Below are 14,037 nucleotides of genomic sequence, written 5' to 3' on the forward strand. Positions count from 1 at the left end.
TATGTCGCAACACTGTATGATTGTGAGTCAATAGTTATTCATCCATCAAAGGGAATTATCGAGCGCGGTCGTTTTGATCGGCGGGGCGCGGCGTTTCGCCATGTCGCTTTAAGTGATAGGAAGGCCACGTGGCGGTCTCGATGGCGGACGATGTATTGCGAAACCCGAACAGCGCCCTAGTTCTGCTCGGGTCTACGGGAAACACCTAGCGATGGCTCGATTCCGCATCTGGTCCAACACGGCCGAATATCTGTCGCTTTCAGCGATCGACCGCCCGGTACTGGCCGACCTGTACCGGTACTGGCGCGACCTGTCCGTCAATGGGGTTCCGCCCCGCCAAAAGGATCTGGCGCTCCACGACATGCCGGACTGTCTATCCAATATCGCCCTGATCGATGTCGCCCGGCCGACGCGGGAGGACAAGGATCTTCCGCCCGGTTTCCCGTTACGGGCACGCTACCTTCTGGTCGGCGAGGCGCTGACCCGGCTGCTCGGCGAAAACCCGACCGGCATGCTGATCAACGAGGTGTACAGCAGGGACGTGGCCCAGGAGGTTGGCGGCGCCCTGTTCAAGTCGATGGACACCCAGCGGCCGCTGTACTACCGGCGCGAGTTCCAGATCCTGAGGAAGTCCTTCGGCTACGATCGGCTGATCCTGCCCATGCGGCTCCAGGCTTCTGAGGTCCGACGGATTCTCCTGGCGATCTTTCCGCTCGACAAGAAGCTCGTCTCCGCCGACCAGTGGCGCGGGGAGCTGGAGAAGTTCGAGGCGATGCAGGAGATGGAGACGCGGATGTCGGCGGCCTGGGCGGAGAGCCTCGGCTATGCGGCGTCGCCCGAAGAGGACCTTGGCCCCGAGACGGCTGCAAACGGCTCCGCGCAGGAGCATGAGATGGACGCGTCGAATTACTTCGATCTGCCGGCCCGTGGGCGCTCCTCCGACTGACCCTGTCGGTTCAGGTGGTGGCGACTACCTGCGCAGGCGCTGAAACCAGGACGTCCGGCGCGCCAAGCGGGGGTCGTCGCGAGGCGGGAACGCGTCATGCCGGGTTGGATCGAGTTCCGGCAGGGCGGCGCGTTTGCGGTTGCGGATCGCCTCGGCCGCCCATTGCCGCTTCAGGGCGTTGTGCCGCTTCTGCAATTCCGGATCCGCCGCCAGGGCGGCGGCAAAGCCACCGGCGCCGAAGTCGCCGGTATAGCCGGCTTCCCGCGCCAATTGCTGGTCGATCTCCCGGCTGAGCTGCGGACGGGGCGGGACGTCGCTGCGTTTCAGGACCAGGGCGAACTCGATATCGTCGACCTCGGTCGGATAGACCGCCGTCACGTCGAACGGGAACAGGTTGAGGTCGTCGATCTCGCGGAACAGCGTCAGCAGGCTGACCGGCGTGAAGACGCTGCAATGGGCGTCGATGTACCGGCCGGTCTCAAAGGCGGACCGGGCCTGCTCCAGCGCGGTGCTCGGGTCGTAGATATTGGCGAATCCCCCGGCCGGTTCCTGAGCCCAGCCATAACCGGGCGGCACGTCGACCACCTTTGAATGGTAGTCGTAGACCTGCCCGGTGCTCGGCCGCGACGGCTTCTCCAGATACCACTCGATCCAGTCGGCCGTCCGGGTCTTGGCCCTGTGGCGGTCGAAGGTGAAGCGCATGTCGGGCACGACCATGTAGATCTGCCCGCCGGGCGCGAGCAGGCTGTAGGCGTCGGCCAGCCACTGCACCGGGTTGGGGAAATGCTCGAAGACGTGGCTGGAGACGATGGCGTCGAACGGTTCCGCGGCGCCGACCGCCTCGGCGAAGGTGCCGCCGTTCCAGACATAGGTCACGTCCACGAGCTTATCGACATCGACGCCGGGATGGCCGCGATACTCGCGCCGCAGCCCTTCGGTATCCAGATGATCGACATACTCGACCCTGGCTTCGTGGGGGGCGACGAGGGGGACGGCGAGGGCGCCGATTTCCAGTACCCGCGCCGTCTCGAGGTCGATGTGTTGGCGCAGAAGGCCGCGTCTATCCATTCAGTCCGGCCTCTCCGCCGATGGGTCATGCGCGTTGGTTGAACCGCCTTCCCACTAGGGCACTGGCGATGTTGATCTTTTGGATGTCGATGGCGCCGCCGGCGATACCCCAGCCCCAGCCATCCCGCATCCGCTGCTCCATACCATATTCCTTGGCATACCCGTACCCGCCCATGACCTGCAAGGCGGCGCCGGTGACCTCGCGGACCATCTCGTTGGAGAAGCACTTGGCGAGCGAGCTGTCGAGAATGCTGGGCAATCCGTCTTCCGCGTTCTGGGCGGCACGCCAGATCAGCAGGCGCGAGGCTTCCACTTTCAGCGCCATCTCGGCCAGCTTCATCTGCACCGCCTGAAACTCCACCAGCTCCTTGCCGAAGGCCTTGCGCTCCTGCACGTAGTCGAGCGCCTGATCCAGCGCCGCCTGGGCGATGCCGAGGCACATGGTGGAGTTGCCGCAGCGTTCCAGGTCGAACGCCTCCATCAGCTTGCGGAAGCCGCCGGCCGGGACGATCAGGTTCTCCTTCGGCACCCGCACGTCTTCGAAGAAGATGTCGGCGGACGGGATGCCGCGGAATCCCATCAGCCGCTCGCGCGGGCCGAAGGACACGCCGTCGCGGTCCTTCTCAACGTAGAGCGCGCCGATGCCCTTGGCACCCGGCTCGTCGGAGAGCTTGGTGTAGACCACGTAGCTGTCGGAATGGCCGCCGCCGGAGCACCAGCGCTTCTGGCCGTTGAGGATGTAGTGGTCGCCGTCCAGCACGGCGCGGGTCTTCAGGTCGGTGAGCGCGGTGCCGGCATCGGGTTCCGACATGGCGACGGCGCAGACGATCTCGCCGGCGCAGACCTTGGGGACGACCGACTTGGCAAGGTCGGACCCGGCGAAATGCTCGACCGCGCGGATCGGACCGACGGAGCTTTCGAAGATCGGGAAGGCGACGGCGGGGGAGACCTTGGCGAACTCCTCCAGCACGATCAGCGCCTCCAGGTTGCCGAGGCCGAGGCCGCCGAGCTCCGGCGCCACGTTGATGCCGAGGAAGCCCATCTCGGCGTAGCGCTTGAGCCACGCCTTGGAGATCGCCTCGTCATTCTCCTCCAGCTCCTTGGCCACGGCCGGCATCTCGGTCTGGGCGAACTGGCGCGCGGTGTCGCGCAGAGCCTGCTGTTCCTCGGTCAGTCTGAAGTCCACCGGTGTTTCCTCCGCTTCTTCGTTGGCGTGTCTGTGAAGTCGGTTGGCACTTTGGTCTTCCGGCTGTTAGGCTGTAAATGAAATAGAATTTCAACAGTTGAAATTGCAGCCGTGCGGCTCGGGGAGGCGGGAGTGGCATCATATCGCCCGGTGATATCGGTGCTGCGCTGCCTGGACGTTCTGGCGGCGGTGAACCGGCTGTCGGGCCGCGCCAGCCTGGCGGAGATCCACCGGGTGGTGGATCTCGACAAGGCGACGATCCTGCGGATGCTGGAGACGCTGGTGCACGCGGGCTACGTGGTGCGCGACGACGACACGCGGCTGTATCACGCCGCCGGCAAGACCCTGCAGCTCAGTGCCGGGTACCGGGCCCACAACGCCATCGGTGCGGCCGTCGCGCCGCGCCTGGGGGCATTCCGGCGGCGGATCGGCTGGCCCTCCGACGTGGCGATCCGCGACGGAGATGCGATGATCGTGGTGGAGACCTCGCGCGAGGCCGGGCCGATCTTCGTCAACCGCGGCCCGGGCTACCGGGCGCCGATGCTGGCGGCGAGCCTGGGGCTTGCCTATACGGCGTTCAGCAGTGCGGCGGAGCGGGCGGCGATCCTGGAGACGGCGGCGCAGGACCCCGCCCCCTGGAACGACGTGGCCCGAAACCGGGCACAGGCCGACGCGGTGTTCGGCGCCATCCGCTCGGCCGGCTACGCCACCATGAACCCGGCCTATATGGCGCGGGAATACGAGAACCGGATCTCCAGCGTCGGCGTGCCGATCCGCGACGGCGAGACGATCTTCGCCTGCATCAACGTGCTTTACCTGCGCTCGGCGTTGAGCGCGCAGGACGCGGCGGCCGCCCTGGTGGAACCGCTGCAGGAGATCGCGGCGGCGCTGGCGGCGGATCTGGGGCGACAGAGTGCGGCGTAGATTTAATCCTCTCCGTCTCCCGGGCCCTGCGCCGGGGCCTATCGAAGGTGCGTGCTGAGGCATGGCCGGTTTGCCGTTGGCGATCCAGCACGTGGAAGGCTGTATCCCGGATCAGGTCCGGGAAGACGAACGGGTTTGAACCACCCTGAGGCTCTATCTCCGACCCTCCGCAATGGCGCACAGCATCTCGAACATCAGGTTGGCCGCCGTCACGCAGGTGATGCCGGTGGGGTCGAAGCACGGGGCGATCTCGCTGATGTCGGCGCCGATGATCGGCTTGCCGGCGAGGCTGCGGATGATGACCTGCAGGTCGCGCGGGATCAGGCCGCCGATCTCCGGCACCGCCGTGCCCGGGCAATAGGCCGGGTCCACCCCGTCGATATCCAGGGTCAGGTAGAACGGCTGGTCGCCCAGGGCGCCGTGGATGCGCTTGATCGTCTCCGCCCGGCCCAGCTCCTCGTAATCGTCGATGGTGATGACGGTGAAGCCCTGGTCCAGGCCGTACTGGATGTCGTCGCCGAACCGGCTGCCGCGCAGGCCGAGCTGCACCACCCGCTTGGGGTCGATCCAGCCCTCGTCGATGCCGAGCCGCATGAAGGTGGCGTGGTTGAGGGTGTCGCCGCACAGCTCGGGCAGGGTGTCCGGATGGCTGTCGATCTGCAGGATGCCGACCGGCCCGTCCTTGACCAGCCCACGCAGGATCGGCGTCGGGATCGTGTGGTCGCCGCCGATGGAGATCGGGGTGATGGCGTTCTCGCGCAGCTCCTCGAAGAACTTCTGGATCAGGTCGATGGACTTGACCTTGTCCAGCGGGTTGACCGGCGCGTCGCCCAGATCGGCCACGTTGCAGGTATCGAACGGCCTTGTGCCCAGGGTCGGGTGCACCTTGCGGATCAGGCGGGATGCCTCGCGCACGCCGGCCGGTCCCTGACGCGCACCGGTGCGGTAGTTCACCCCGAGGTCGAAGGGCACGCCGACCAGGCCGATATCGACGTCGCTGTGCACCTCGTGACGCTTGGTGCGCAGGAAGGTTGCGACATCGGCGAAGCGCGGCACCACCGCCGCGTCCACCGGCTGAAACCTCGGATCACCCGCCATGCTCTGCTCCCCTGTCTGGCAATGCGATGGGGCAACAGCACCACGGCAGGGCGGTGCCGGGCAATCCGTTAACTGGCGTCTTATTCGGCCGGCGCGAACGACCGGTTGCGGGCGCGCGAGCGCTGCTCGCGGCTGCGGCGGCCGAGATAGAGCCACAGGCCGGAGATCACGAAGGCCGCCGGCACCAGGGCGACGATCACCCAGAGGGCGCGGACGATCGGACCCCAAGACGTGCCCAGGCCGAACTTGCCCACATGGATGATGTAGCGCATGTGCCAGATGGTGGTGGCGAGGTTGGCCTCGCTGGCGGCGTAGACGTAGAGCACGCGTGCCGGGTCGTCGCCGACCCAGACCCGCGTCGCCTGGCCGTCGCCGGCCCCCTCCGGCATCAGGCCGACGACCATAGAATCCGTCGGGTTGCGGGGCAGGCGGAAGTGACTGAGCCTGGCGTCGGGTACCGCAACCGTCGCCGCGGCGATGCCGGCGTCCAGGTCCTTTAGCGGGGCGAGGGTCTGGTCCTTCGGCGGCTGCGGCTCCTCCACCTTGGAGAAGGTCGCCCATTCCAGGGCCACGCGCATCGGATCGTGCCAGTACATGGCCATGCCGGTCAGCGCCACGGCCGTCAGGATCAGGAAGGTGGCGATCCCGGTAGCCTGGTGCAGGCGCAGGATGCCGAAGCGGGTACCTTGCCGGAAGCTCACCGAGAGCCGGCGGAACGGCATGGGCGGCTTGAGCCAGAGCCACAGGCCGATCGCGCACTGCACGATCAGCAGCAGGGCCACGGCCGACACCCCGTGCCGGACCCATTTCGCCGTCGGTCCGTCCACCAGATAGCGGCGGTGCAGGGCGGTCAGCCAGCCCTCGAACCGGTCCTTGGGATGGAAATGCTCCAGGATGTCGCCCGAGGTCGGATCGATCCGCAGGACGCCGGCTCCGCCGGAGAGCCAGGCGGTCCAGACATCCTGTTTGGCGACGGAGATCGACCAGATGTCGAGCTCCGGCCGTTGTTGGGCGACCCGGTCGACGATCGCGGTGGGAGACAGCGATGCGCCAACCGGGCCGGCGTTCCGAACCTCGCCATCGAGGGCTTGCTGCAACTCGGGTGCGTACACCAACAGCGCGCCGGAGAGGCTCAGAACAAGAAGCGGTACCGCCGTCAGCAGCGACACCCAGAGGTGCAGTCGTCGCAGGTTTCGATACCGCATCGGATTTCTCGTCGCTTTAGAAGATGATGTCCGTGCCGAGCCAGAACACGCGGCCGAGCTTGCCTTCGTCGTTCACGGTCGTGCCTTGAACGGCCGTGCCGAAGTCGCGCTCGTCCAGCACGTTCTCGACCCGTGCGCGCAGAGCCCAGTTGGCGGTCGCCCACCAACTCGCCCCGAGGTCGAGGCGGGTGAACCCGTCTCGCTTGGTGACCTCGCCGTCCGCATCGACCGCTTCGTAACCGGTGGAGTGGTAGGCCGCCGTCCAAAGGCCGATCTCGTCGGTGACCCGATAGTCGAGGCGCAGACTGAACTGGTTCTCCGGGACGGAGGTGGTCTGTCCGGACCAGAAGATATTGTTGTTGACCTCGGTCCCGTCGGCGCGGGTCGCCTCCACGTCGATCACCCGCATGTACCCGGCCGACGCGGTCAGCCGGTCGGTGATCGTGGCGAAGATCTCCGCTTCGAAGCCGGACTGGTCGACCTCGACGCTCTCGATCGCCCCGTTGTTCCGCCGCGGCACGTTCTCCTGAACGATGTTGTACAGGGCGAAATCGACATAGCCGCCGTCCCAGCCCTGGTTCAGGCCAACCTCGACGGTCCGGGACTCGACGATCTCGTCGCCGGCGCCTGACGGGTTCAGCGCATCGGTGCCGAAATTACCATACTTGCCGACATAGCGGTTGAAGCCGGTTGCGTAGGACGCGCGAACCCGGGTCTTCTCCAGCACGCTGTAGGATGCGCCGAACTGGTAGGAGAACAGGCCGTCGTTCTCAAGGTTGTCCGGCTGCTCCGCGCCGTCATAGACGATGTCGTTGGTGAACCACGTATGGCGCAGGCCGCCGGTGATCTGGAGATTGTCGTTGAATGTCACGGCATTGGTCGTCTTCAGCGCGTAGTCGACGAAGGAATTGTCCCAGAGCCCGTCACGTTCGGTGTGGATGCGTGCGACCTCGGCGCCGACCGATCCGTCCCACACGATGCCGTCGGCCACCGGGGCGGTCATGAAGTGGTTCATGAAACCGATCTGGTTGTCGACACTGCGGTCGCGCGACCGGGCCGGCCATTGCATCTCGCTGCTCGTCGCCAGCAGACCGAACTGCAGGCTTTGGCTGTCGTTCAGACGGTGATCGAGGGTGGCGGCGCCGATCATGGTCTCGCCGGTGATCTCGTTGACCTCGCCGTTGCGGATGATGTCCGGCTGGTTGCGGTCGACGGATGCCAGGAACTCGGCCCGGGTGTCGGGACTGAAGTTCCAGCCGACCTTGGCCAGTCCGCCGATGACCGACTGCTGCTCCAGGTTTTCCGGGTCGCCGTTGTAGTCGCCGTAGAACCCGCTGGCGGCGGCGTAGTAGTCCCACTGCTCCGTGCTGTCGGCGATCTCGCCCTGCATCAGGCCCTCGCGGGCGCTACTGGCGTCCAGGCTGATCGCCTGGTGGTTCTTGTAGTCCCGGCCCGACTTGATTCGGGTCTCGAGCACGCCGCCGTCGCTGCCGTTGCCGTATTGCACCGCGCGGCCACCCTTTTGCACCGTCATCTTATCCACGGCGATGGTGGGGATGCTGGTGTTGCCGTAGCCGCCGCCATCGGTGCCCTGGAACTTGATTCCGGGCAGGCCGTCGATCGATTGGGACGCGCCCCAGTCGCCGAAGGTGCGGATCTTGGTGCCACCGCCGAACCGGTCTCCGGTGCCCGGCTGATTGATCAGACCGGTGGCATTGTAGCGCAGTGCGTCATACTTGTTCACCGGATTGACATTCTGGATCACGCTGCCATCGACCTCGGATGCGGATCGGCTGCTGTTGTAGGCGCCGTCCACCTTGGAGCGGATCTGCTGGGATTCGTGAACGTTCGTGCCGGTGACCACCACCGGCTTGAGATCGAAGACTTCCGCGATCGCGGTCGTACTCATCAGTGAAAGGCTCAGCGCACCAAGTGCGCCTGCGAGCGTGCGTGCCGACATGCTCCGGTGACCCCCCGGTCAAGGTTGCGTATGCGCCCCGCTCCCACCCGAGGCGCGCGGAGTATGTGGTGGTGCGGATCTTATTGCAAACGATTCTTAGTAGCACTCGCATTAGCGGCTTAAAGTAGGGTCTTTTCCTCGCCGGGAGTCGCCATTCACAGAAATTTCATCAAAAAAACGGCCGGTATTCGGCCGGAAAGTCCTTAGAGATCAGGTCTCTTGCCAAAAAGTTCTGCGGGGCGATCGGCGATTCGTCTTGACATCCGTGCAGAAAAGACTAGCTATAAGGCGTAGTTGATACACTTGTTTGGTGCTGCCTGGACCGACGGTACACCGTTTAGCTTAGATATCCCCTGACAATGTTATCGCTATATTTTCCGCGACGGCTGTGCCGTGACCGCGGAATCGTAACGCCTGTTAGAGGACACTCCCATGGCTACTGGTACTGTTAAGTGGTTCAATTCGACCAAGGGCTTTGGCTTCATCGAGCCGGAGAACGGTGGGAACGACGCTTTCGTTCACATCTCCGCCGTCGAGCGTGCCGGCCTGCACACCCTGAATGAGGGTCAGAAGGTTTCCTTCGAGCTTCAGGCTGGCCGTGACGGCAAGCCGGCTGCCGAGAACCTGTCGCTGATCGACTGATACCGACCGACAGCACACGAACCGCTCCGGACCCTGTCCGGAGCGGATCCTGCGAAGGACGAAGACACCGCGCGCCCGGGCAACCGGAGGCGCGCTTCAGAGGGGTCGGTCGACGAGACCCCGGATCAGTCCGGCGGACCTGCCGGCATCTACGGGGAACAGCCCTAGGCCGGGCGCCGTCCGCATCCGGACGTCCAAGCGGACGGCCAGCCGACACCCCAAATCGACACACACATTTCAGCGAACGACGCGCTCGGCATTGCCTGGAAGCGCCGGTCGATTTCGCGCATCGAACCCAAGGATATCCCATGAAGAACGAAGACAGCTTCCTGATCACCTATGGCCTCCACTCCTACGTCACCCATGACAGGGTCGGTGACCGCAGCATCTTCACCATCCGCGCGCCGGCTGGTCCGAAGATGATCCGCCACGCCAAGACCCTGCTGACGGGCAATTTCGGCGGGGCTGCCGCCATCCGTGTGATCTGAGCCCCCTGGACCGAGGTCCGGGGCCGGCGCGACCGTGCGCCGCACAGGTCGGCAATTCTTGGAACGACCGGCGACGAGGCACGTTTCCCGACATGAGTTCCATGGGCGCGCGACCGCCGCGACACGGCGGATCGGCGACCATGACGAAGGGGGCGGATCCCCGAGATGAATGGAGACGACAATGCCCAATATCGCCGACGCCAAGATCGCGATCCTCGCCACCCACGGGTTCGAGAAGTCCGAGCTGTTCGAGCCGAAACGCCGGCTTGAGGAGGCGGGCGCCAAGGTGACCGTCGTGTCGCCCGAAACCGGCGCGATCAAGAGCTGGGACGAGAAGGACTGGGGCGAGAGTGTCGATGTCGACATGGATCTCGCCGACGCCAAGGCGGGTGATTTCGACGCGCTGGTTCTGCCGGGCGGTCAGATCAACCCGGACATCCTGCGCGCCAACCCCAGTGCGGTTGCGCTGGTGAAGTCGTTCTTCGATGCCGGCAAGACCGTCGCCGCGATCTGCCACGGCCCCTGGCTGCTGGTCGAGGCCGGCGTGGTCAAGGGCCGCAACGTGACGTCCTACGGCTCGATCCAGACCGACGTGAAGAACGCCGGCGGCCTGTGGGAGGATTCCGAGGTCGTGGTCGACCAGGGCCTGATCACCTCGCGCAAGCCGGGCGACCTCAAGGCCTTCTGCGAGAAGATCATCGAGGAGGTCCAGGAGGGGCGGCACGAGCGCCTTGCCGCCTGATCCAGGCAGCCTGACCTGACGATCTGAAACGAACGCGATCCCCCTTCCGGCCTCCGGGAGGGGGATTTTCTTTGGGTAGCCGGTTACCGGTTGGCTCGGGCTACCACCGCTTCCGCCAGCACCTGGATGCCGGGAAGCTGGTCCTCCAGGCAGGTGTTCTCCGCCTCGTTATGGCTGATGCCCTCGTCGCAGGGCGTGAAGATCAGCACCGACGGGGCGATCTTGGCGATGTTGTAGGCGTCGTGTCCGGCCTGGCTGCGCAGTTCCATCAGCTCCACGCCCTGGCCGGCGGCGGCGCCGCGGATCAGGTCCTGCAACTCCGCGTCGAACACCGGGGTGTTGAAGCTCCAGGCGTCGCCGACGGCGATGTCCGTACGCGAGCGCTGGGCGCAGTCGACCAGGGCGTGGCGGATCTCCGCCTCCATGGTCTCGGTGAGTTCCTTCTCCGGCGAGCGGAAATCGACGAACAGGGTCGCCCGGTCGGAGATGATGCCCGGCTTGTTCGGCCAGGCCTCAAGCCGGGCGACGGTCGATTTCGCCTCCCGGTCTGCGTATTTCAGGCCGATGCGGTCGACCTCCAGCGCGACGGACGCGGCGCCGACGATGGCGTTGCGCCGCCGGTCCATCGGGGTCGGCCCGCTATGGGCGTTCACGCCGGTCACCTCGATCCGCATGCCGCGGGCGACATAGGTGCCGGTCACCAGGCCGAGCTTCACCCCGGCCTCGTACAGCGCCGGGCCCTGCTCGATATGGATCTCGAAATAGCTGTCGAACGCCCGCCCGCCGACCGGCGCGTCTCCGGCATAACCGATGGCGGTCAGCGCGTCGGCCACGGTGGTGCCGTCCTCGTCGGCCCGTTCCAGCGCCCAGTCCAGCTCGTGGATGCCGGCGAAGACGCCGGAGCACAGCATCGGCGGTGGAAATCGGCCGCCTTCCTCGTTGGTCCAGTTCACCACCTCGATCGGCCGCCTGGTCTCGATCCCCTGATCGTCGAGCGCCCGCAGGATCTCCAGGCCGGCCAGCACGCCGACGATGCCGTCGAACCGGCCGCCGGCCGCCTGGGTGTCCAGATGGCTGCCGATCACCACCGGCGGAAGGTTGTCGTGTGTGCCGCGCCGCCGGGCGAACATGTTGCCGAGCTTGTCGACGGTGAGGGCATAGCCCGCATCGGTGCACCATTCGGCGAACAGATCGCGCACCTCGCCATCGGCCGGGCTCAGGGTGAGCCGGGCGAGGCCGCCGCGCGGTCCCTTGCCGATCTCCGCCGATGCCTCGATGGTCGACCAGAACCGCGCGCCGTCGATGGCGATGGAATTGCGGGCCATGGGGGTCTCCGACGTGAGCCATTGAAACGATGGGCGCATGTTAGCCGGTCAGGCATGTCGGAACGAGACACTGCGACGCCCCCCGAAGCGGTTTGATCTGCGGTACGCTGTCGCCATGGACACGGTTTGGCTTGTCGATGAGGCGATGCTCCTGCGTTTCGCGGTGGCAGTCGCGGTCGGGGTGATCGTCGGTATCGAGCGTGGTTGGAGCCAGCGCGCCCTGGAGGCCGGCGCACGCACCATGGGCCTGCGGACCTTCACCTTGATCGGCATGGCGGGAGGCATCCTCGGGATTGTCGGCAACGAACTGCTGGTCGGAGCCGGACTGGTCGCGCTGGCGTCGCTGCTCGTGGTGTCATACCTGCGTGCCGATGACCGCGATCTGGGCCTGACCACGGAAGTGTCGGCACTGACCACCTTCCTGCTCGCCGTCTTTTCCGGCTGGGGCTATCCGACCTATGCGGCGGCAGGTGGCGCGGTGGTGGCCGCCGTGCTTGAGGCGAAGGCGCCTCTGCACCGGTTTCTCAAGGGGCTGGCCGAACGCGAGCTCGAGGCGGCGATCAAGCTGCTCCTGCTCGCCGTGGTCGTGCTGCCGGTCCTGCCGGATGCCGACCTGGGCCCCGACGGGCTCGTGAACCCACGCCAGATCGGAATCATCGCGGTGGCCCTCGCCACGATCTCGTTCGTCGGCTACTGGCTGGTGAAACTGATGGGGTCACGGGCGGGTCCGTTGCTGTTCGGGCTGGCCGGCGGCTTGGTTTCGTCGACGGCGGTCACCCTGGCCTCCGCCCGGCTGAGTCGGGCTCAGCCGAGCCTGGCCCCGGCCCTGGCAAGTGCGATCGCTGCGGCCAACGCGGTGATGGTGGTGCGCGTCGGCGCCGTGGCCGGTCTGATGGCCCCGGCGCTCCTGACCGATCTGGTCTCCGTGCTGGCGCCGATCGGTCTGCTGTCCCTCGGCTGGATGCTCTGGAGGCTGCTGCACCCGGCGGCGCCGGTCGGCCCGGGCGGGCTTGCCGAGATGATCGACGCACCGGTGCCGATCGGCGAAAGCGTGCTGATGGCGCTGCTGGTCGGTCTCGTCTCGCTGGCCGCCAGTATCGGCCGTTCGCTTTTTTCGGGCGCGGGCCTGATTGTGGTGGCTGCGATCACCGGTCTGGCCGATGTGGACGCGCTGACCATCACCATGGCGCGACTTGCGCAGACCGTCGGAGACACAGCGGCTTCCGCCCCCGACGGCCTTCCGATTGCTGATGTCATCTGCGTGGCCGTGATCGCCAACATGATCTCCAAGGCGGCGCTGGTCGCGGCGTTGGGCGATCGGCAACTCGCCGCCGGGATTGCCGGCCTGTTCGGGTTCTCCGTTCTGATCGCAATCAGTGCGATCGCGGCGCGCAGCTTTATCGGCTGATCCGGTCAGTCGAAACTCTCGTCGATGCGCCGGACCAGATCAGCATCCAACGGTCCCCGGGCTTCCGCCGCCAGGCACATCGCCAGTTCCCGGCGGTTCTTCACCCCGAGGACGACGGTGTCGACGCCGTCCATGGTCAGCGCATAGCGGTGGGCGAGGTCGGCCGGATCCTCGCCGATCTCCGCCGCCAGTGTGCGCCAGCGGCCGGCCCGTTTGTAGTCCAGCATTTCCGGGTGATCGTCGGGCAGGGGGCGGTCGATCTCGGCCGACAGCGCGCCGGCCTGCACCGCCTTGATGCCGAGCACGCCCACACCGTTGGCCTTGGCCGTGGCAATCACGTCGCGCTGCCTGGTAGGGCCGTCATAGAATTTCAGCGCGCCGGGGCTGTCGATCGGGTTGCTGATGGCCTGTACGGCGGCCGGGGCGGGGCTCTCGCCCAGCAGCCGGATGATCGCGTCCGGCTGGCCGATGCCGGTCAGGCCCCAGGCGCCGATCAGGCCCTCGGCCACGAAGGTCTCGAACAGCGGACGCACATGCTCGCAGAACACGGAGTAGGGGGTAACCCGCACGGCGGCGTCCGGATGGCCGCGCATCGGGTGGTCGTCGGGGGCGACGTTGGAATGCAGGAAGAACAGATCGATCTTCTCAAGCTTCATCAGCTTCAGGCTGGTGGCGATGGAGCTGCGCAGGCGGGCCTCGATCTCCGCCGGGGGCGTGCCGCCGAGCAGGCATTTCGTCGTCACCCGCACCCCCGCCGGCAGCCTGCCGCCGAACGCCTCGCCGATCACCGACTCCGCCTCGCCGTCGCCGTAGCGTGGCGCCATGTCGAGCAGGGTGATGCCGCCATCCACCGCCGCCTTCACGGTCGCAAGGCACTCCTCGCGCGTCGTCTTGCCCCAGAGATGGCCGATCCCGCCGCCGCCGAGTGTGAGGGCGCTGACCGGACCGAAGGGCCCGAGATTGCGCTGTTCCATGCGTCTCTCCCGATTTCCTGTTTCGCCAGCAACGCTAGCAGGCGGGGCATGGTCGGGTGTAGCCTTGGAAA

13 protein-coding genes are annotated in these 14,037 nt (G+C 66.3%); 6 read left to right on the plus strand and 7 right to left on the minus strand.

Annotated features, from left to right (window positions below):
• The first annotated feature begins 211 nt into the window (after nt 1–211).
• Complete coding sequence (locus tag G578_RS0109460; RefSeq protein ID WP_028794027.1) at nt 212–946, plus strand: PAS domain-containing protein; 735 nt, start codon at nt 212–214, stop codon at nt 944–946.
• A gap of 24 nt (nt 947–970) precedes the next feature.
• On the opposite strand, the gene G578_RS0109465 is transcribed toward G578_RS0109460, so the two are convergent.
• Together G578_RS0109465 and G578_RS0109470 are read right to left on the minus strand one after the other, a co-directional pair.
• The gene (locus G578_RS0109465; protein WP_028794028.1) at nt 971–2,014 is read right to left on the minus strand and encodes a class I SAM-dependent methyltransferase; all 1,044 of its coding nucleotides are present in this window, start codon (nt 2,012–2,014) and stop codon (nt 971–973) included.
• Nucleotides 2,015–2,039: 25 nt separating this feature from the next.
• On the minus strand, nt 2,040–3,200 hold the full coding sequence (locus G578_RS0109470; protein ID WP_028794029.1) for an acyl-CoA dehydrogenase family protein: 1,161 nt from the start codon (nt 3,198–3,200) through the stop codon (nt 2,040–2,042).
• A 132-nt stretch (nt 3,201–3,332) separates the two neighbouring features.
• On the opposite strand from G578_RS0109470, the gene G578_RS25600 reads away from it, so the two are divergent.
• The gene (locus G578_RS25600) at nt 3,333–4,124 is read left to right on the plus strand and encodes a helix-turn-helix domain-containing protein (protein ID WP_038013958.1); all 792 of its coding nucleotides are present in this window, start codon (nt 3,333–3,335) and stop codon (nt 4,122–4,124) included.
• Nucleotides 4,125–4,277: 153 nt separating this feature from the next.
• Here the strand turns inward: G578_RS25600 and speB are convergent, their stop codons facing one another.
• From speB to G578_RS0109490, 3 genes are all read right to left on the minus strand, one after another.
• A complete protein-coding gene (gene speB / locus G578_RS0109480) occupies nt 4,278–5,222 on the minus strand; it encodes an agmatinase (protein WP_028794030.1) in 945 nt (314 codons plus the stop codon).
• A gap of 80 nt (nt 5,223–5,302) precedes the next feature.
• A complete protein-coding gene (locus tag G578_RS0109485; protein WP_028794031.1) occupies nt 5,303–6,427 on the minus strand; it encodes a PepSY-associated TM helix domain-containing protein in 1,125 nt (374 codons plus the stop codon).
• A gap of 16 nt (nt 6,428–6,443) precedes the next feature.
• Nucleotides 6,444–8,336 (minus strand): TonB-dependent receptor domain-containing protein, encoded by a 1,893-nt coding sequence (locus G578_RS0109490; protein ID WP_245565584.1) that lies wholly within the window; start codon nt 8,334–8,336, stop codon nt 6,444–6,446.
• Between the two features lie 483 nt (nt 8,337–8,819).
• On the opposite strand from G578_RS0109490, the gene G578_RS0109495 reads away from it, so the two are divergent.
• From G578_RS0109495 to G578_RS0109505, 3 genes are all read left to right on the plus strand, one after another.
• Nucleotides 8,820–9,029: a cold-shock protein gene (locus G578_RS0109495; RefSeq protein WP_028794033.1), complete on the plus strand. Its 210-nt coding sequence runs from the start codon at nt 8,820–8,822 to the stop codon at nt 9,027–9,029.
• A gap of 308 nt (nt 9,030–9,337) precedes the next feature.
• The gene (locus G578_RS0109500; RefSeq protein WP_028794034.1) at nt 9,338–9,517 is read left to right on the plus strand and encodes a hypothetical protein; all 180 of its coding nucleotides are present in this window, start codon (nt 9,338–9,340) and stop codon (nt 9,515–9,517) included.
• 181 nt (nt 9,518–9,698) lie between these two features.
• Nucleotides 9,699–10,259, plus strand: a complete 561-nt coding sequence (locus G578_RS0109505; RefSeq protein WP_028794035.1) for a type 1 glutamine amidotransferase domain-containing protein — start codon at nt 9,699–9,701, stop codon at nt 10,257–10,259.
• Between the two features lie 83 nt (nt 10,260–10,342).
• Here the strand turns inward: G578_RS0109505 and G578_RS0109510 are convergent, their stop codons facing one another.
• Nucleotides 10,343–11,584 carry a Zn-dependent hydrolase gene (locus G578_RS0109510; protein ID WP_028794036.1) on the minus strand — a complete coding sequence of 414 codons (1,242 nt, stop codon included), beginning with the start codon at nt 11,582–11,584 and terminating at the stop codon, nt 10,343–10,345.
• A gap of 115 nt (nt 11,585–11,699) precedes the next feature.
• Between G578_RS0109510 and G578_RS0109515 the strand changes: the two genes are divergently transcribed.
• Nucleotides 11,700–12,992 (plus strand): MgtC/SapB family protein, encoded by a 1,293-nt coding sequence (locus G578_RS0109515; protein WP_169400845.1) that lies wholly within the window; start codon nt 11,700–11,702, stop codon nt 12,990–12,992.
• Between the two features lie 5 nt (nt 12,993–12,997).
• On the opposite strand, the gene G578_RS0109520 is transcribed toward G578_RS0109515, so the two are convergent.
• Nucleotides 12,998–13,966, minus strand: a complete 969-nt coding sequence (locus G578_RS0109520) for an aldo/keto reductase (RefSeq protein WP_028794038.1) — start codon at nt 13,964–13,966, stop codon at nt 12,998–13,000.
• Nucleotides 13,967–14,037 lie beyond the last annotated feature (71 nt).

The sequence above is a fragment of the Thalassobaculum salexigens DSM 19539 genome, assembly GCF_000423805.1.
GTDB lineage: Bacteria > Pseudomonadota > Alphaproteobacteria > Thalassobaculales > Thalassobaculaceae > Thalassobaculum > Thalassobaculum litoreum.

Coding starts and splice junctions, on each gene's coding strand:
- G578_RS0109460 (WP_028794027.1), top strand. CDS start 212: ATGGCTCGATTCCGCATCTGGTCCAACACGGCCGAATATCTGTCGCTT.
- G578_RS0109465 (WP_028794028.1), bottom strand. CDS start 2,014: ATGGATAGACGCGGCCTTCTGCGCCAACACATCGACCTCGAGACGGCG.
- speB (WP_028794030.1), bottom strand. CDS start 5,222: ATGGCGGGTGATCCGAGGTTTCAGCCGGTGGACGCGGCGGTGGTGCCG.
- G578_RS0109485 (WP_028794031.1), bottom strand. CDS start 6,427: ATGCGGTATCGAAACCTGCGACGACTGCACCTCTGGGTGTCGCTGCTG.
- G578_RS0109490 (WP_245565584.1), bottom strand. CDS start 8,336: ATGAGTACGACCGCGATCGCGGAAGTCTTCGATCTCAAGCCGGTGGTG.
- G578_RS0109495 (WP_028794033.1), top strand. CDS start 8,820: ATGGCTACTGGTACTGTTAAGTGGTTCAATTCGACCAAGGGCTTTGGC.
- G578_RS0109500 (WP_028794034.1), top strand. CDS start 9,338: ATGAAGAACGAAGACAGCTTCCTGATCACCTATGGCCTCCACTCCTAC.
- G578_RS0109505 (WP_028794035.1), top strand. CDS start 9,699: ATGCCCAATATCGCCGACGCCAAGATCGCGATCCTCGCCACCCACGGG.
- G578_RS0109510 (WP_028794036.1), bottom strand. CDS start 11,584: ATGGCCCGCAATTCCATCGCCATCGACGGCGCGCGGTTCTGGTCGACC.
- G578_RS0109515 (WP_169400845.1), top strand. CDS start 11,700: ATGGACACGGTTTGGCTTGTCGATGAGGCGATGCTCCTGCGTTTCGCG.
- G578_RS0109520 (WP_028794038.1), bottom strand. CDS start 13,966: ATGGAACAGCGCAATCTCGGGCCCTTCGGTCCGGTCAGCGCCCTCACA.